The organism is Pseudomonas sp. KUIN-1 (genome assembly GCF_009176725.1).
Taxonomy (GTDB): Bacteria; Pseudomonadota; Gammaproteobacteria; order Pseudomonadales; family Pseudomonadaceae; genus Aquipseudomonas; species Aquipseudomonas fragariae.
Genome location: NZ_AP020337.1, coordinates 1,375,578 through 1,393,315, shown reverse-complemented (window position 1 = coordinate 1,393,315; position 17,738 = coordinate 1,375,578). Strand labels below are relative to the sequence as shown.

Sequence of the window (17,738 nt, the reverse complement as noted above, 5' to 3'; positions counted from 1 at the left end):
CATGGAAGCGTTGGCGTTGTTCAAGCAAGGCATGTTTCTGGTCGTCATCCTGACCGCCCCGCCGCTGGCCGTTGCGGTGCTGGTGGGTGTGGTCACCTCGCTGCTGCAGGCACTCATGCAGATTCAGGATCAGACATTGCCCTTCGGCATCAAACTGGGCGCCGTCGGACTGACCCTGGCCATGACCGGCCGCTGGATCGGCGTCGAGCTGATCGAGTTCATCAATATGGCCTTCGACCTGATTGCCCGCTCCGGGGTCAGTCACTAAATGCCCTTCGACGCGCACAGCGCCTTTCAATTCATGCTGGGCATGGGACTGGCAATGGCGCGGCTGATGCCCTGCATGCTGCTGGTGCCAGCCTTTTGCTTCAAATACCTGAAAGGCCCGTTGCGTTATGCCGTCGTGGCGGTGATGGCGATGATCCCGGCACCGGCCATCAGCAAGGCTCTGGAGTCCCTCGACGACAACTGGTTCGCAATCGGCGGCCTGCTGATCAAGGAAGCGGTACTCGGCACGCTACTGGGGCTGTTGCTGTATGCGCCATTCTGGATGTTCGCCTCGGTGGGCGCGCTGCTCGACAGCCAGCGCGGTGCGCTCAGCGGTGGCCAGTTGAACCCGGCGCTGGGCCCTGACGCCACGCCACTGGGCGAATTGTTTCAAGAAACCCTGATCATGCTGGTAATCCTCACCGGGGGGCTTTCACTGATGACTCAGATCATCTGGGACAGCTACAGCGTCTGGCCTCCGACGGCCTGGATGCCGGGCATGAACGCTGGCGGCCTGGATGTCTTTCTGGAGCAGTTGAACCAGACGATGCAGCACATGCTGCTGTATGCGGCGCCCTTCATTGCGCTGCTGCTGTTGATCGAAGCGGCGTTCGCGATCATTGGTCTGTATGCGCAACAGCTGAACGTTTCGATCCTCGCCATGCCGGCCAAGAGTATGGCCGGCCTCGCTTTTCTGCTGATCTATCTGCCGACGCTGCTGGAACTGGGCACCGGTCAATTGTTGAAGCTGGTTGATCTGAAGTCGCTACTGACGCTTCTGGTGCAAGTGCCGTGAGCGAAAAAACCGAAAAGGCCACGCCCAAGCAACTGCGCGACGCGCGGGAAAAGGGTCAGGTCGGGCAGAGTCAGGACCTCGGCAAACTGCTGGTGTTGATGGCCGTCAGTGAAATTACCCTGGCCCTGGCTGATGAAAGCGTCAACCGACTGGAGGCGCTGTTGTCGCTGTCCTTTCAAGGCATCGACCGCAGCTTTGCCGCGTCGGTCGAGCTGATCGCCAGCGAAGGACTCTCGGTACTGCTCAGCTTTACCTTGTGCAGCGTCGGTATAGCGATGCTGATGCGTTTGATCAGCAGCTGGATGCAGATCGGTTTTCTGTTCGCGCCCAAGGCGCTGAAAATCGATCCCAACAAGATCAACCCGTTCTCCCACGCCAAACAGATGTTTTCCGGGCAAAACCTGCTCAACCTGCTGCTCAGTGTGCTCAAGGCCATTGCCATCGGCGCGACGCTGTATGTGCAAGTCAAACCTGTGCTGGGCACCCTGGTGTTGCTGGCCAACAGCGATCTGACGACCTACTGGCATGCCCTGGTCGAGCTGTTCAGGCATATTTTGCGAGTGATATTGGGGCTGCTGCTGGCGATCGCGATGATCGACTTCGCAATGCAGAAATACTTCCATGCGAAAAAACTGCGCATGAGCCACGAGGACATCAAGAAAGAGTACAAGCAATCGGAAGGCGACCCCCACGTCAAAGGCCATCGTCGGCAACTTGCCCAGGAGATCCTCAATCAGGAGCCCAGTGCTGCGCCCAAGCCGGTGGAAGACGCCGACATGCTGCTGGTCAACCCGACGCACTACGCGGTGGCCCTGTATTACCGACCAGGCGAAACGCCTCTGCCGCTGATTCATTGCAAAGGTGAAGACGAGGAAGCCCTGGCATTGATTGCCCGCGCCAAAAAAGCCGGCATCCCGGTGGTGCAGAGCATCTGGCTGACCAGGACGCTGTACCGCTCCAAGGTCGGAAAATATATCCCCCGGCCCACCCTGCAAGCTGTCGGTCACATCTACAAAGTGGTTCGGCAACTGGACGAAGTCACCGATGAGGTGATTCAGGTTGAAGTCGAGCTGTGATGGCTTATTGTCCACTGACGAACCAAAATGCAGCTGTACTTGTTTACGGCATGTTCGAGCATCTCTGCCATGCCACTGTCCATTAAACTATCCAGATCCATGAGCATCCCCTCGAGGAGGCCTTCATGACTGACCTCCGCGAAGAACAGGAGTCGCTGACGAATCAAGGAGAAGTGTGGCCAGGTCCATGTATCGGTAAATCGTTGTATTAGGACTAAGCCCCTCGGGAGCTGTGTATGCCATGAAAGCGCCTTGAATGATTGATAGTGGCAATCCATACCAGGTGTCGGCGGTGGGTCAGTTGACGCTTGCACAGAGACTCAACCTGGATGATAAAGCGTCGTTCTAATTGGGCTGGACGATTGGCGGATAGTAAAGGGGTCGTTTGAATACCATTGCGCGCTATGCTGAGAGGTCAGTATAGTCGGCGATGGGGCACCCGCTTGATGCATTGCAAAGGGCTTGCAGTGAAATATTGCCAAGCGTAGGCTGTTTTAAAGTAGTTGGGAAAATTTTTAAAAGGACTTATGCATGCCAGGGATAGAGTTTTACTTTTCAACCGCACTTAACATTGACAACATTGATGGCATCCATCTACTGCAAGATCACATTGGCACCTATTATTCCAAGGCCTGGGATGACTTTGGTTATATCGTCACCTTTCAGGTCTATCATGTAGAGCATGGCAGGCGCGAGTCCTTGGGGCGCACCAAGTTACTTGTGAATGGTTATGATGACTCTTCAATTTATTTTTTAACATCCCATGATAAAGTCGGAGAAAGCGTTCGAATTACGAAACTGTTGGATCATAAAAAGGTGGTCTCGCTATCATCCGACATTGATTATTATCGTAGGATCCACGCTCTCATTCCCCAGAGGGCAGAAGACTACCTGCGTCAGATTTGTGACGGGAGTTATAATCTGCATGCGTACGGAGATTTTTCAAACTGGGAGGGTTTCGAGCTGTCCCTGTTCAGAGATCGCCTTGCTAAGGCCATCTTAAAAAAAGGCTATCAGATAGCGCTAGGCAGCTATGAAGCGCAGGAACAGTTCTCGTTCAAGCTGGAGGGGCTTCCGGATAACTTTGACGCTGTCGAATTTAATTTTGACAACGCCAGGCAGTTAGGTCGTACCAATATCAACTTACTCATTGGCCGGAACGGTGTCGGAAAAAGCCACGTCCTCCGCCACTTGATAGATTTGGTTACGGGAGTGGAAAAACATGCTGAGAGCTGGCCCTTCTTCCATAAAGTCATTGTGGCAGCCTATTCACCCTTTGAGTCGTTCAAAACCGAGGTTGAGCTGTCAAATGCCTTGCCAAACCAAGCCATGGCCCAGACTGACGACAGTCACGAAAGTGATCTGACAGCTAAAGATGAGCAAGAACGACGCAGGCGACTGGTCAATGAATATGTCTACATTGGTTTCCGTGACCCTGAGGGTAAGTTTTCCCTGACGTGGCCTAAAGAAAGTAGCGCTCGAGCACTCCATCGTATCGTTCAATATGATGCAGATAACGAATGGACTGGCGGTAGCCGTTTCGAGCTGCTGTTTGATACGTTGTCCCACTCCATTGATTTTGATGCAGTTCAAGTTTTCAATTCAGATGATTCGTCGATAGTGCTTAGCCGCACCACGGAAGCGGTACGGCTGAGTCTCGCTACGCGCAAGGATTTTAATTACGCGGCGGGTATCGAATTCCTAAAAGGAGATAGAACGGTTCCTCTGAGTTCCGGGCAGACCATCTATTCCTACCTGCTGCCGAACTTAGTCGCCGAAGTGGACGAGGAGAGCCTGCTCATCCTTGACGAGCCAGAACTGTATCTCCACCCGTCAATGGAGGTCGGGCTTTTGGATATGCTGAAGCAGTTGCTTGCCGCGACAAAATCCAACGCGATCATTGCTACGCATTCGACGATATTAGCGCGAGAGGTAGAGCGGTCTGCGATTTCGGTGCTGCGAAAGGTGGAGGATAGGACAGATGTTTCGAGACCCAATTTTGAAACATTTGGTCAGACCGTGGAAGTCATCATGGGACTGGCGTTTGATGACTATCAGACGCGCAAGCCCTACGAAGACTCAATTGACGAAGCTGTCGCCGATTGCGCGAGTCCCGAGGAGGCCCTTGAGAAGCTCGGTCCCAAGGTAGGAGACGAGGCACTGGCGTATCTGAGCGGTAAACTTATCGCGGGTGAGAATGATGTGGAGCCGGATATTGAGCGGAGGCCGAAATGAAGGACCTCTCATACCTTCGCACTGGACCGGGTTGCTCTTGGTTTGAATTGGCTATTGGCTCAGCTAAAAAAAACACTGCCATACTTGGATTTATTAAGTATGCCGTTCGCGAGCGCTATGAAGAGTTTGACGGATTTATTGAGGACTATCAAACAGAGCCACGAAAAAGCGGGATCTCACTTTCTGGCCACGTACTGATAGACTTTTATGAGCGCCCTCCAGCGGCGTTAAAGACACTGTTAGAGGCTCGCCGTCATGATCATACGCTGGATGAGTGCCCCTATTGTGGATTTCCTCGAGCGCCGGAAACGCTCGACCATTTCTTACCGAAAGAGCGTTGGCCGGAATACTCGATTTTTTCTGATAATCTTGTGCCTCAATGCCGTGACTGCGCTCCAATAAAAGGGGTGAAATATTTTTGTGAACATGAAAATCAGTCGTTCTTTCTTCATCCTATTTATAGCCCTGCGTTGTCGACACTGAGGTTTAAGATTGAGGTAACGATCGTGGAGGGAAAGCTTGTTTTCTCACCGGCCTTCAGTATTCCAGAAAGCATTACAGATGTTGATGAGAAGAGAATAAGTTCCCACTTAAAAAACCTGCATATCAAGCAGCGAATCGTGGACTACTGCGATGAACAATACCGCCATTGGATCAGGATTGCCCAGAGCAAGCCCTGCGATATAAAATCTATATTTGAGTCCAGGCTCAGCGAGCGAGAATGCGATCCATACCCTAATAATTGGGCGACGGCCTTCTATCAAGGTGTTCTTAAAAACCAGGATGCTGTGCGAGAACTCCAACGGCACGTTGTGAGCAAACCGCTGAGGTCCAATGGAGCGCATCGAATTATCTAGACCCCATTCACCTACTGGGAGCCCGTCATGGCATTTGCGCAATAGATTAGATTATGCAATAGCTGACGGGCTTACCGTCAGCCCGAAAAGATAGCCCACGTATGTTGTGGATGTTAGTACGGTAGGGAGTTGATCACTCATCTTTCAGGTCAATCAAATACTGTTCATTAAAGCGGATATGAATCTGAAATCAGGTCCCGAACTACGTCGAGGGGTTCATACCACTTTGCAATCTTGACCTACTGACTTTAGGCTCTGTACGAACAATCGGGGAGCGAAGGTCAGGCAAGGCAAAAACAGGCGAGGAACGGCCGGGGTCGCGTTCGACTCTACGTGTTGTAAATGAGCATTCCGATCGGACTCGCGCTCGAGCCTGTTTTTAACGCAGCATCACCGATGCGAAGCCACTTTACGTACAGAGCCTGGTGGTTGCTTATGCACCAGCCCTCTCCCATTCCCTGCGTATTATCTCCTGCTACTGACTGCGTCCTGCAAGATGCCCCAATACTGCTTGAGGCTTGCCGCTCGCAGCTTTCAGCTGCCCCAAAAAAAGACCGCCCCATCTGCACTGGGGCGGTCTTTTTTTCACTCGGGTGTTATCTCCTAAGCCAGATGATCCAGGCCTGCCAGTATCAGTTCGTTTCGGCGGATATCATCCAGATTGGTGACGGCATGGGGGGCGTCGCTCACCGCGTGCCACACGACGAAATCACGCCGCATATCCAGGAACAGAAAGTAGTCATTGAATCGTTCGGCTTCTGAAAACCTCAGTTGCAGCGCCTCTCTGAGTTGTTCGGGACGCAGCGCTCGACCCTCGATGTGCAGCGCAATGCCCCAGTCATGGTGCTCGCGGCGGCTGACGAAGGAGACTCCGTTTGCCACCGGCCAGACCGCAGGGCTCTGTGCCGCAACGTTGTAGTAGAACGCTGTTTTCTCCTCGACCTCAATCATGTCTAGTCCCTTAACTTCACGACGGTGTAATCGCGCTCGTGGTCCTGATCGTCAAGACCGTCACGCATGTCCGGGGGCCACCAGATGACCAGTTCGCGGCTGGTGGAGTCCGGACGTTTGCAGGCAGTGCCCGAACAACCGTGTGTGGCGCACCCGGTCAGGGTAGCGAACACCACCAACACGACTGCAACGCTGCTGATCTTCATGGCTTTGCCCCCCGGAGCAGTGATGGCCGGCTCTCTTTGGCCATTTTCGATATCTGTGGCTGACGTACCGCGATATACACTTCGCTCTCCTCGCCCGGTTGCAGCCATGCGTGGGGCCAGGCGGCGACGCCGATGACCCAGCGACCACCGCAGCGACTCTCGTCGATGCGCACCGGTTTTTCGGTATTGTTACGCGCTACCACGACGGCCACACCCCAGTCCTTGCGTGCATACCATTGCGAGCGCTGGCCATCGAGGCTCAGGCCCTGGCCCGGGTCACACAGGCTGTCGGTTTCAAAGGGCAGTGTTTCGCCATCATGCATGCCCTCTGGCGCAGCGCCATCGACCATCTGCGTGAAGACTTTCTGAATGTCGCCGCGGGTAGGCAGCTCACCGCCGTCACGCCGTTCCTTGATCCTTTTCATCTGATCATCGACATCGTGAGGGTTGCCGTTCTGCACATAGCGAGCCGGGTTGACCTGGTCGCCAATCAGTCTTGGCGTCAGAATGAACAGGCGCTCGCGCTGGCTCAGTTCGCGGCTGCGGGACTGGAACAGCAGTTTGCCGATGTAGGGGATGTCGCCCAGCAACGGAACCTTGTGGACCTTGTCGTTGGCTTCAAGGCCATGGAAACCGCCGATGACCAGTGAACCGTGTTCGGCTATGACGGCCTGGGTACTGACATTGCCTTTGCGCACACTTGGCTGCGTGTCATTGATGTCGGAGATGTCGATCTGACCATCCTCGATATCGACGATCAGTTGCACCTGAGGCTTGCCATCGTGATCCAGCGAGCGCGGAGTCACCTGCAGACTGGTGCCTGCGGTGATGGGCTCGATATTGGCCACGCGTTCCGACGTCGCGGTGAGGTATTCGGTGCGACTGAAGTCGATCACGGCCGGCTGGTTTTCAAGGGTAAGAATGGACGGGTTGCCGATCACCGAGGCTGAACCGTTACCTTCCAGCGCATGCAGTTCGGCAGCGAACTTGCCGGCGTTCTGAATGAACAGGGTGGAGCTGGTGCCAGCGTCGAACATGTTGGCGCCCCCGTTGACACTCCCGGCATTGAAGTTCCAGCGGCTGGACAGTTCTGCCAGCTCGTTGCGATCGATGTCGAGGATCACGGCGTCGATTTCGATCAGGTTGCGCGAAACATCCAGCTCTTTGATGAGCTTTTCGTACATGGCCTTGCGCGAGGGCAAGTCGTAGATCAGCACGGCGTTGTTACGGACATCGGCCGTTACACGGATGTTGGCCCGACCGCCAGAGCGGCTTTTTCCAGCGCTTTTGCCGCCGCCGCCATAGTGCAGCACCTGATCGAGGCCCTGCTCCAACGCATTGGTATCGAGGCCGCTGGAGCTCATCGGCAGACTCGGAGCGTCCGGGCTGCCACCGCCCGCCAGGCCGTTACCGCGACCGCCTCGCCCCAGCAGATCCATACCATTGATCGACCCGCCACGAGAACGGGTATCCAGCAAATCCTGGAGAATACTGGCCACCCCGGCGACCACCAGTTGTTGATCGCGATAGCGAATGGTGCGGTCCGCGGCACTGGCGTACTTGAGCGGGAATACGATGATGTCCTGCTTGTCGCCCTTTTCCGGCGCTTCGACTTTCTTGCTGTAATCGCGCACCAGTTCCACATATTTTGCCGGGCCACGAACCAGAACCACGCCCTCGTTCGGCAGTACCCCCCACCCGAAGCGCTTGTCCAGCAGCCCTACATCGGTCAAGGCAGTCTGCAGGTCATCTACCGCGTCGGATGACACTTCGATGCGTGCCGAGGTGTGCTCGCTGGAGGGGCTGACGTACAACGTGTCGTTATACACAAACCACTGGAAGTGATATTCCTGGCCCAGGCGGTCGAGAAACTCTTCCGGGCTCTGAGCGCGTATCCGGTCATCAAGGACCCCGGGAATGGGCGGCATATCCAGCGCCATGCCGAATTCCTTGGCGAAGTCGGCCAGCGCTGTCGCCAGCTCGGTCTGCCGGGCATCGTAGGCGTAAGCCGTATGTTTCCAGGCTTCGGGGGTCACCGCCCACGTGGCGGGGGACAGCCCGATCAACAATAAAGGCAACCACATCAAGGCCTTGCGCATTTCAAACTCCCGGTTGCCGGTGATTGAGGGTCGTGCGCCCGGCTAAGGCGGGCACGGAATTGACCAGAGTGGTGTGCATCAGGCTGAGCAAGGCCGCGCGCTGATTGGCCAGGCTTTCCAGACGGTTCAGCAGATCGGCAAGGCTGCAGGGGCCAGGCATCCAGCTGACCAGCACCATGCAGCGCGTTTGCGGATCGATGGCGAACGCGCCGTCACAGGCGCACGCCAGGCTGGCACCGCCGTGACTGAGCAATGCTTCGATACGCTGAGGGTCGTTGGCGTCATAGGGGTCGAGTAACTCGATGCTGCAACGGACTCCGCCACCCACCCTTTCCAGCCGTGCGTTGGCGTCGTCGACCCAGCAGTCGAGCGGGCTCGCCGGACGCTGATCACGCCACAGGCCGACGACCTCCTCGAACTCACTGAAATCCATCGATGACATTTTTGGTCATTTTATAACCAGCCTGCTGGCATTGATCAGCGATGTTGGAGCTGACCGCAGCCTGCTGGCTCGCCTCACTGAAGGCATCGATGTCGTCGGCGGTGAAATGCCCATTGCCCCCGTCCAGCACGTCATCCACGTCGGACAACGCGCGGGTGAGCGTGGAATCGAGGTTATTTTGCAGGGATTTGAAATTTATCATGTCCTGATACTCCATCAGAAAGGTTCAAACCTTGAGTGGAGCAAACAGGTGGAGCGGTTCCATTTTCGCCGCAAGAGTCTGTTTCAGGCAGCCGGCTCCGCGCCTGCCAGCCCATTGCGCAGCGTTGCCCAATCGATTTCGAAAGCGCCGTTGGCGTCGCTCAAGCGCAGGCTTTCAGTGGCCAGCGTCGCATCCCGTTTGAGCGCCCAGTGCTCGGCAAAACGGCTCTCTGCCAACCATTCGGCGACCGGCTCGGCCATCTCCGGATGAACGCTGAGTGTGGCCACTGCTTCGTTAAGCTGGCTGGCTGCCAGGTTCCTGACCAGTGCCCGAGCACGCTCGGCAAGGGTCGTTTCGTCGAGTAACTGGCTCAATGCCTCAGTCAGCAGCTCCTCTACAGCAGTCATGGCCTGCTGCTGCAAGGCTTCGCGCTGGACGTGCAGCTCGTCCAGAAAGGCATTGGCGCGCTCCCAGAACTGCGCAAGCGCCTCCTGATGCCGACGATCGGCTTTAGCCTGCTCAAGTACCAGCATCTGCTCCGCCTGACGTTGCGCGTCAGTCAGAATATCGCGAGCCAGCAGGCTGTTGGCGATGTATTCACGGCGCAATACCGGCTCGGGCAGCACCGCGTCGGCAGTCAGGGTAATACTGCGTTTGGCAAGCATGGTGCGAATTCCTGATGCAGAGGGAAGCGGATATTCAGGCCGCGGTGACACGCCATAGAACAGCCTGCCACAGCGTCTGAAGTTTATTTTCGGGGGCCGCGCAAGGCCTCTCGGCGACCTCATCGGGCGCCCAGGCCAGACGCAATCGCGACCAATACTCAGGCCCGAGCCAGGCACCCAACAGCAAGCGCGCATCTTCATGCTCCAGCTCCAGCCAGACACCAGGGCGCAACGCCTTGGTCAGCGCCCAGCACCACTGCCCGTCATCGCCGTCGCTTTCGTTACGGGAAAAACAGATGCGCTGCGCCAGATCCAGCGCCTGATCACGCTGCGCGGGTGTCAGCGCCAGCCAGTTCAACACCGGCTCTGCAGGCATTGGCGGTTGACTTGGCATGATGCCGACACTCTGCAGAAACACGCCGTGACGGCTGACCATGAGCGCTTCACAGTCGCTGACGGTCAGTCCGCAGCGCTCAGCGAACCGGCTTTGCCAGCCTGGATGCGCCCAAGGCCAGGGGTTGCACCACCACTGAGTCCAATAGTCCTCGGCGGTCAGGTCCATCAGGCGCGCGCCGGTACGGTCGAGCGGCTACGGCCGGCAAGGCCGATCCGCCCAAGGACCGAGGCGCGCCAGTCACTGCGCAACAGCAGCGCGATGATCAGCAACAACACCGCCAGGCCAACCGGTACCAGCCAAAGCATCAGGTTCCAGAACGGCAGATTGGCGCTGTCCAGCTTGAACGGTCCGAAACTGACCCACTGCGTGGTTTCCTGAAACTCGGTAGCCGGTACGAACACAATGGAAAACTTTTTCGACTCTGCCGATTGCGTCGACATGCCGGGGATACTGCTGGCGACCATCTGTTGAATGCGCCCACGCACGCTGTCCGGGTCAAGCGCTGCGGAGTGTTTGATGAACACCGCAGCAGAGGCAGGTTGCACCGGTTCACCCGGTGCGATGCGTTCCGGAAGTACCACGTGCACCCTGGCAACGATGACGCCGTCTATCTGCGAAAGCGTCGCTTCGAGTTCCTGAGACAGGGCATAGATGTAGCGGGCGCGCTCTTCGAGCGGGGTCGAAATGACCCCTTCTTTCTTGAAGATATCCCCCAGACTGGCGCGAGACTGGCGTGGCAGGCCGGCAGCATTGAGCACCCTGACGGCGCGGTTCATGTCGCTGGTCGCGACGGTGACGACAACGCCGGTTTTTTCCAGACGTTTACGCGCGTCGATATGCTGATCGGCAAGACGGGCAACGACCTCGTTGGAGTCCTGCTCGGACAAGCCGGTGAACAGATCGGTTTCATCACTGCAGCCGCCGAGCAATACCATGCAAATCAGCAGCAGCCCTGCGCTCAGAAATTTCACGGAAACCTCTACTGCAAGTTAGTCAGCTTGTCGAGCGCCTGCGCAGTCTTGCTCACCACCTTGGTCGTGAGCGCAGTCTGCAACGAGCATTGCGACAGGGTCCTGGTCATCGCCGCGATATCCAGCGCATCTCCAGTCCCGGAGGCTTTCTTCATCGACCGCATTGCTTGCTGAGACATTTTTTCGGTTTCGCCCAGACCGCCGGAAATTGCGCTGGCGATATGCTCGGAAAGCGGCGCTCCGCTCGAAACGCCGTCCGGCTGCGTGGCAGCGGTGAAGATGTCGACATCCGCCTGGGCCGGTTCTGAAACGAGCCCCTGTGGCACATCCTGCCCGAGTTCCGGCGAGATGCTTTTAACATTACCAAGGTGGGAAATGGTCACGTGAGTTCTCCGTCAGGCGGGTGTCGGTCAGGCCGCGGCCTGATTGCGGGTGCCTTGCAGCAGCGTACTGACCAGCAAGGTGGCGATTTGCGCAGCGCTCGACTGCACGTCGGTAGCGGTTTGTCCGGCGTCCTTGAGCGTCGCTTCAAGGCCCTTGAGCAGCAAGCCGCCCAGCAACTGGTCAAGATCCTGCGCGGACTGTCCGCCATTCGCCGCCGTGCCGGTCTGCGGGGTGTTTACGGGTGTGCCCAGTCCACCACCGGCCAATACCGATTGCAGGCCACGGTCGATAAGCTCGCCGATCAGTTGCCCCGCTTCTCCACTGGTAGTGCCGCTGTCACCGGGACCGGTATTGGCGTCGATCAGCGGGTCACCCTTCACACCGGACGAGTTGCTGGAAAAACTGCTCGGAGTGCCCAGACCTCCACCCGTCCCCGCCAGACCGCCAGTGCCACTCTGCTGATTACCCAGTTGCTGGCCAATGATGTCGAGTGCCGAGCGGAATGCAGCCGTTTCGTCGCCATCAAGGAAGTTGTCTTCCTTGAGTTCGTTCACCCAGGAACCCGAGTCCGGCTTGGGAAACTGTGCGGGATTGTCATCCATGAACTGCGCGATCTTGTTCAGCATCGGCATATCGTCTTCGGAGAAGCTTGTCCCGCCATCCTGCTTGGTCAAAAGATCATCGAGCATCGACTTGGCCAGGCCATTGAGCACCTGAGTCATCAGGTCCTGCTGTCCGGTACCCGAGGCGTTGTCCGCAGACGCGCCGAAGTTGTCACCCAGCTTTTCATGGATCAGCTTGTCCAGCGCAGCGATGACATCCTCGATACCGCCGCCTGCCTTGCCATCCGCGGCCATCGACTTGGCCAGCAGTTTGCCCAATGGCGAGCTGTCGTCGAGTTGACCGTTGCGCATCAGTTCCTCGGCCAGCTTCACGACAACTTCCTGAAGCGCCTTGCTCGACGAACTGGCGCCAGTCGTCTCGGTTTCAGGACGCACCAGGACAAGGGCCATTGCCGGGGTTTGCAGCGAGCTGCTGTTAAGACTGAGACTCTGCATCACAACCTCCTCAAAGTAGCAGCCCCCTCAGGCACGAAGGGGCTTCAAGAAATCAGAACTGGACGACCGAGTTCCGGATCTTGCTTGCGACGATCTGGTTGGAAAGCGCCTCTTTCTTGTCCTCAAAGCCCGCCAGCATGCTCGATTCGCGCAGCAGGCCGTTCTCTTCGTTCGCGGTACCGTCAAGCTCGGCACTTTTTGCATCGCCTTTGCTGATGCTGGAACGGGTCGCGTCGATACTGTCAGTGCTGCCGGTGTTGCTCACCAGTGCAGCATTACGGTCGGCGCTGCTCTTTACGCTGTTGATGCCCTGAGCGGCACCACCGATCGTGTTGACGACACCGCGACCTGCACCCGCCAGAGAACTCATGATAGTCATAACGTCATACCCCTTCGTCTGTACCAGCGTAATTGCTTGGTACAGCTAGGTGGCCGGTGTCCGCGAATCGGTTCCAGATCTTCTGCAAAAAATCAGATGCTCAATTCCTTGATGCGGCGGTAGAGCGTACGACGTGGGATATCGAGCTCCAGGCTGGCCGCGTCGATGCAATTGCGGTGGCGCTTGAGCGCTTGCTGAATCAAGGCCTTTTCGATCGCTCGCAGCTGGAACTTGAGCCCGCACGCCAGGTGCTCTTCGGTCTGCGAGTCAGCCCCGAGCAGAGGAAAGCCCAACACACGGCGCTTTGCAGCGGCCTTGAGCTCGCGGATATTGCCGGGCCAATGATGCCCCGTCAGTACCTGCTGAAGCAACGGACATACATCGGGAATCGGGACGCTCAGTTCTTTGGCCGACGCCGCCACAAAACGGGTGAACAGCGGCAGGATACGCTCGGGCTGATCGCGCAGCGGCGGCAGTTTGAGGGTCAGCACGTTCAGGCGAAAGTACAGGTCGCGCCGAAACTTCCCCTCTTCGACGGCGTCGTCCAGACAGGCCTGGGCCGAGGCAATCACACAGATATCCAGGTTGATCGTGGAGGTCGAACCCAGACGCTCCAGTGCACGGGTTTCAAGCACCCTCAGCAGCTTGGCCTGGAGGGCGAGCGGCATGCTATCGATCTCGTCCAGGTACAAGGTTCCGCCCTGCGCCGCCTCGATGTAGCCCATTCGGGAGCGGTCGGCGCCGGTATAGGCCCCACTCACCACTCCGAACAGCTCGCTCTCGGCGAGCGATTCCGGAATGGCTGCGCAGTTCATCGGGACGAAACGACCTTGGCGCCCGGACATGTTGTGAATGCGCCGGGCAATGGTGTCTTTACCGGTACCGGTCTCGCCCGACAGCAAGACATCAATGCCGAGCTGCGAAATACTTTCGGCGACGATCCCCAGATTGGGTACGCGCTCCGCATCCAGGTGATCGTCAAATTCATCATCGAGATTCATTTCATGACTCCAATGGCATCAGCGTTGCGCGAGCGCAGCAGCGATTCAGGACTCGGCTACCAGGTCGATATGCGAAGCAACACCCAGCTCTTTCATGCGGTGGTAGAGGGTGCGCCGGGGCAGCTCGAGCTCCTCGAGCACAGCGTCGAAATTGTGCCGATGTCGCTTCAAGGCATCCTGAATGAGCATTTTCTCGATGACGCGCATCTGCATGCGCAGCCCTGTTACCGGGTCACGCGCTTCGACCGGCTCAGCGCCCAGCAACGGCAACCCCAAGACAAATCGCTTGGCAGCCGACTTCAGTTCGCGCACGTTGCCGGGCCAGTCATGGCTCAACAGGATCTGTACACGTCGATTGTCGAGCGTTGGAACGGAACGGCCGGATTCTGCGGCGACGTCCTGGGTGAACTGGTCGAACAATGGCAAAATCTGCTCGCGACGCTTGCGCAAGGCCGGCAACTGCAGTGTCAGCACATTGAGCCTGAAAAACAGGTCACGACGAAAAAGTCCTTGTTCCACCAGTTCATCCAGCGGACGCTGGGCCGAAGCAATCACTCGCAGATCCAGTGGTATGAAGTCGGTCGAGCCGAGTCGCTCGACGCCCCTGCTTTCCAGCACCCGCAAGAGCTTGGCCTGAAGGCTCAACGGCATGCTGTCGATTTCATCCAGATAGAGGGTGCCGCCGCTGGAGGCTTCGATGTAGCCCTCGCGAGCCCGACACACGCCGGTGAACGCACCATTGACCACTCCGAACAACTGGCTCTCTGCCAACGATTCGGGGATGGCCGCACAGTTCATGCCGACAAAAGGCCCGGTCCTGCTCGACAGCTCGTGAATCCGGCTGGCCAGGGTATCTTTGCCGGTGCCGGTTTCTCCGCAAAGAAGCAAGTCCATATCCATTAGCACGCTGTTCATTACAATTTGATGACCGGCCGATAATGCAGTTACGTTGCAACACGTTAGAACGTCGTTATCAATGTCTGTGCTCATCGATCACTCTCATGGCGGGAGGGAGGCGGGATATTAATACCACGTCTTACAAGGCACACATATAGTCATTTAGTTCCCCACGGACTGTGAAAAATTTCACAAATTCGAGAATGACTATCAAGTAGCACCAGAACCTAAAGACTCACTCGGTATAGCGAAAGCGCTTTAAAATGACACTATCAATATATACTTATTCCAAAACTATCATAGGCTTACGCTGACCATTCGTCGCTGCAGCTCCCGTGGCTGCGGGGGATCCAGCCGTATGCCCGATCATGAGTCATAATGAAATAGAAAAATTTGTAACTTGCCAATCGCAGAAAAAACAGATAGCCACGCCATGAACCTGGCAGCACACTTAATAGGCGCCGCAGCACGTTAGTTCTTTACAGCCATAAAAGATGAGCACACCAAAACAGTCATTTGTACGAACGTATTGTATTAACTTTCCACACACTCACAACTAACACACTCATGTAAAAACCAGTTGACGTTCAACTTACTCCACACGTCCAAATAGGGAGAATCGGTTGCAAGACAGAACCCGACAACTGGACTAATACAAACAAGACCACAGTCGGATTTCCGAACGATGGCGCATCTCTGATCTGGTTGGATCCATAACCCTCCCATTTTTTGGGCTCATCTCGCGATAGCTTTTTGCCACCCATGCATTCGGTAATCCGAACGCGTGGCCTTTTCAGAATGCGTATTTGCAGGTTTTGAAAATGGCTAAGTCGCTGAAAGGATTCACTGTAGGACAATCTGGCAATCCAGGCTTATAGCGTTATGAACGCCTCTCACAATAAGCAGCGCTGATACCTCATCATCACTGAGATTGTTTCAAAAAATGTGTAAGTATTTCCTTACAATTCTTTACAAAGTTTGTGTGAGCCATTGAGAAACATATTTGGTAAAGCTTGGTCCGCCACCCTTTTTACGTCCCTATAAAGGCAAAAAAAGGGGCAAAATTTTTTATTCGAAGGTTTCGGGCACGCGCTGGGAACGCGAAAAAGCACTAAAAAAGGGCAATTTTCAGGTGCTTTAAGCGCTCAGGAGAAAAAAATCGAGAGGTTATTGGCGTGGATCGCTGGCGTACACCACGACACGAGGACCGTTCGGCAGCTCACGCGGCTCATCGCGATACGCGATCTCGTCGCGCTTGCGTGGCGACGAACGGTCATCAATGTACAGCCTCTTTTGTATCCGGCGGTCCAGTAGCGAACGCTCGTTTGTCGCCTGCGACGACGCCTGACGCGCAGGCTGGATGGGGTCGGACACAGTTACCTGTTCGGCAGCCTGAACGGGTTGCGCGGGGCCGGGCAAGGGCTCCTGCCTGGCAACCTGGACGACTTTCGGTTGCGGTTCACGCCTGACCGGCTGCACCGATTCCGGTGCCGGCTCGCGCTCAAGCACCTGCATCAGGCCTGCCGTCTGCTCGCGCCCTGGTGCCTGCAACGGTTCAGGCGTCGGAGCGCGCTCGGCCACCTGTGACGCTGGCTGACGCTCGATCACACGCTTTCCGGGACTTGCCGGGATGACAGCGGTTGTCGGCGACTCTCCGGTGATCCGCTCGATACCTGCCGTCAACACCTGCGTGTGGGTCTTGGGAATCAGCAAACGTCCCGGGCCATCCGGGGTCTTTTTTCGCAGGAATGCCGGGTTGAGGCGCAACAACTGTGCCTCGTCTACCCCGGTGGTGGCGGCGAGCTGAGTCAGGTCTACCGTGTGGTTGAGCTCAACCACATCGAAATACGGCATGTTGGCGACCGGCGTCAGTTGCACGCCGTAGGCGCCTGGATTGCGCACCACCAGCGAAAGTGCCAGCAGGCGCGGAACGTAGTCCTGGGTTTCCCGGGGTAAATTCAAATGCCAGTAGTCGACAGGCATGCCACGTCGACGGTTGGCGTCGATCGCTCGTGCAACCGTGCCCTCGCCTGCGTTATAGGCCGCCAGTGCCAACAGCCAGTCGTTATTGAACTGATCATGCAGGCGAGTCAGATAGTCCATCGCCGCCTTGCTTGACGCGACAACATCGCGGCGGGCGTCGTAGGTAGCGCTCTGGTTCAAGTTGAACTGGCGACCGGTAGACGGGATGAACTGCCAGAGGCCCGCTGCCGCCGCCGGGGAGTTGGCCAAGGGATTGTAGGAGCTCTCGATCATGGGCAGCAGCGCCAGTTCCAGTGGCATGTTGCGTTCATCGAGACGTTCGACAATGAAATGCAGGTAAGGCGTGGCGCGCTTGCTGGCCCCGGTCAGAAAACCGCGATTGTTCAGCAACCAGTCACGCTGGCGAGCGATACGTTCATTGACGCCCTGCCCGTCCACCAGCCGGCATCGCTGCGCCACCCGTTGCCAAACGTCCTCGCCGTTGTAGACGGGCAAATCGGCAACAGTCGTTGCAGCCAGGGGGTCGGCCTGCGCGTCGGCCGAGCGATACCCCAGCCCGGCGACCAGTCGCGGCAAGCGGTCCAGGCGCGACGGTGAGTCATCGACTGACTGACAGCCCACACACAGCGCCCCCAGGGCCAGAACGGCGATCTGTACCGAACGAGCCAGCAAACGAGGAGACGAAACGTGGAGGGCAACGGCGGCCATGTGCGGAATGTCCTGAACGTGTCCCCCTACGTGGCACGCCCGCCTTTCCAGTTCCGTGCAAGGCGTATTTCGCTTGCGTACGCACAAGCCTGAAACGTTTCAGCCAGCTGTTTTTCTGTGGAACCGGTGCCTTCCCCATGCCACACAGGAGCTGAAGGACTTTT

Annotated in this window: 19 protein-coding genes; 5 read left to right on the top strand and 14 right to left on the bottom strand. The window is 56.9% G+C overall.

Translation table 11 applies throughout. The features are described from left to right. Position 1: 1 nt before the first annotated feature. The 5 genes from sctS (at position 2) to KUIN1_RS06665 (ending at position 5,231) form a co-directional block, all read left to right on the top strand. The gene (sctS, locus tag KUIN1_RS06685) at positions 2-268 is read left to right on the top strand and encodes a type III secretion system export apparatus subunit SctS (RefSeq protein ID WP_004406535.1); all 267 of its coding nucleotides are present in this window, start codon (positions 2-4) and stop codon (positions 266-268) included. After that, on the top strand, positions 269-1,063 hold the full coding sequence (gene sctT / locus KUIN1_RS06680) for a type III secretion system export apparatus subunit SctT (protein WP_003339813.1): 795 nt from the start codon (positions 269-271) through the stop codon (positions 1,061-1,063). Further along, a complete protein-coding gene (gene sctU, locus KUIN1_RS06675) occupies positions 1,060-2,139 on the top strand; it encodes a type III secretion system export apparatus subunit SctU (protein WP_004406538.1) in 1,080 nt (359 codons plus the stop codon). The genes sctT and sctU overlap by 4 nt, the downstream gene beginning before the upstream one ends. Before the next feature lie 531 nt (positions 2,140-2,670). Further along, a complete protein-coding gene (locus KUIN1_RS06670) occupies positions 2,671-4,374 on the top strand; it encodes an AAA family ATPase (RefSeq protein ID WP_152091892.1) in 1,704 nt (567 codons plus the stop codon). Then, positions 4,371-5,231, top strand: coding sequence for an HNH endonuclease (locus tag KUIN1_RS06665; RefSeq protein WP_024659974.1), 861 nt, complete (start codon positions 4,371-4,373; stop codon positions 5,229-5,231). Before KUIN1_RS06670 ends, KUIN1_RS06665 begins: the two co-directional genes overlap by 4 nt. Positions 5,232-5,834: 603 nt before the next feature. On the opposite strand, the gene KUIN1_RS06660 is transcribed toward KUIN1_RS06665, so the two are convergent. The 14 genes from KUIN1_RS06660 to KUIN1_RS06595 all read right to left on the bottom strand — a co-directional run bounded on the left by KUIN1_RS06660 (position 5,835) and on the right by KUIN1_RS06595 (position 17,574). Then, positions 5,835-6,182 carry a negative regulator of hrp expression HrpV gene (locus KUIN1_RS06660; RefSeq protein WP_003339817.1) on the bottom strand — a complete coding sequence of 116 codons (348 nt, stop codon included), beginning with the start codon at positions 6,180-6,182 and terminating at the stop codon, positions 5,835-5,837. A gap of 2 nt (positions 6,183-6,184) precedes the next feature. Continuing rightward, on the bottom strand, positions 6,185-6,388 hold the full coding sequence (hrpT, locus tag KUIN1_RS06655) for an HrpT family type III secretion system protein (protein ID WP_003314144.1): 204 nt from the start codon (positions 6,386-6,388) through the stop codon (positions 6,185-6,187). Beyond that, entirely contained in the window at positions 6,385-8,487 is a 2,103-nt protein-coding gene (gene sctC / locus KUIN1_RS06650) for a type III secretion system outer membrane ring subunit SctC (protein ID WP_054092891.1), read from the bottom strand. Before sctC ends, hrpT begins: the two co-directional genes overlap by 4 nt. 1 nt (position 8,488) lies before the next feature. Next, positions 8,489-8,929: a type III secretion system protein HrpG gene (locus KUIN1_RS06645; RefSeq protein WP_004418828.1), complete on the bottom strand. Its 441-nt coding sequence runs from the start codon at positions 8,927-8,929 to the stop codon at positions 8,489-8,491. Continuing rightward, the gene (locus KUIN1_RS06640) at positions 8,907-9,131 is read right to left on the bottom strand and encodes a type III secretion protein (protein ID WP_003314139.1); all 225 of its coding nucleotides are present in this window, start codon (positions 9,129-9,131) and stop codon (positions 8,907-8,909) included. Before KUIN1_RS06640 ends, KUIN1_RS06645 begins: the two co-directional genes overlap by 23 nt. Positions 9,132-9,214: 83 nt before the next feature. After that, positions 9,215-9,796, bottom strand: a complete 582-nt coding sequence (sctL, locus tag KUIN1_RS06635) for a type III secretion system stator protein SctL (protein ID WP_011266882.1) — start codon at positions 9,794-9,796, stop codon at positions 9,215-9,217. 34 nt (positions 9,797-9,830) lie between these two features. Beyond that, on the bottom strand, positions 9,831-10,358 hold the full coding sequence (locus KUIN1_RS06630) for a type III secretion protein (RefSeq protein ID WP_011266881.1): 528 nt from the start codon (positions 10,356-10,358) through the stop codon (positions 9,831-9,833). Further along, a complete protein-coding gene (gene sctJ / locus KUIN1_RS06625; protein ID WP_011266880.1) occupies positions 10,358-11,164 on the bottom strand; it encodes a type III secretion system inner membrane ring lipoprotein SctJ in 807 nt (268 codons plus the stop codon). The genes KUIN1_RS06630 and sctJ overlap by 1 nt, the downstream gene beginning before the upstream one ends. Before the next feature lie 8 nt (positions 11,165-11,172). Next, on the bottom strand, positions 11,173-11,547 hold the full coding sequence (gene sctI, locus KUIN1_RS06620; RefSeq protein WP_003314135.1) for a type III secretion system inner rod subunit SctI: 375 nt from the start codon (positions 11,545-11,547) through the stop codon (positions 11,173-11,175). A gap of 27 nt (positions 11,548-11,574) precedes the next feature. Beyond that, a complete protein-coding gene (gene hrpZ / locus KUIN1_RS06615; protein ID WP_011266879.1) occupies positions 11,575-12,606 on the bottom strand; it encodes a type III secretion system effector HrpZ in 1,032 nt (343 codons plus the stop codon). 52 nt (positions 12,607-12,658) lie between these two features. Then, a complete protein-coding gene (locus KUIN1_RS06610; protein ID WP_003314134.1) occupies positions 12,659-12,985 on the bottom strand; it encodes an Hrp pili protein HrpA in 327 nt (108 codons plus the stop codon). Positions 12,986-13,077: 92 nt separating this feature from the next. After that, complete coding sequence (gene hrpS / locus KUIN1_RS06605) at positions 13,078-13,986, bottom strand: transcriptional regulator HrpS (protein ID WP_024651703.1); 909 nt, start codon at positions 13,984-13,986, stop codon at positions 13,078-13,080. A gap of 45 nt (positions 13,987-14,031) precedes the next feature. Next, the gene (gene hrpR / locus KUIN1_RS06600) at positions 14,032-14,976 is read right to left on the bottom strand and encodes a transcriptional regulator HrpR (RefSeq protein WP_011266877.1); all 945 of its coding nucleotides are present in this window, start codon (positions 14,974-14,976) and stop codon (positions 14,032-14,034) included. A gap of 1,074 nt (positions 14,977-16,050) precedes the next feature. Then, positions 16,051-17,574 (bottom strand): lytic transglycosylase domain-containing protein, encoded by a 1,524-nt coding sequence (locus KUIN1_RS06595; protein ID WP_116800199.1) that lies wholly within the window; start codon positions 17,572-17,574, stop codon positions 16,051-16,053. Between the last annotated feature and the right edge of the window lie 164 nt (positions 17,575-17,738).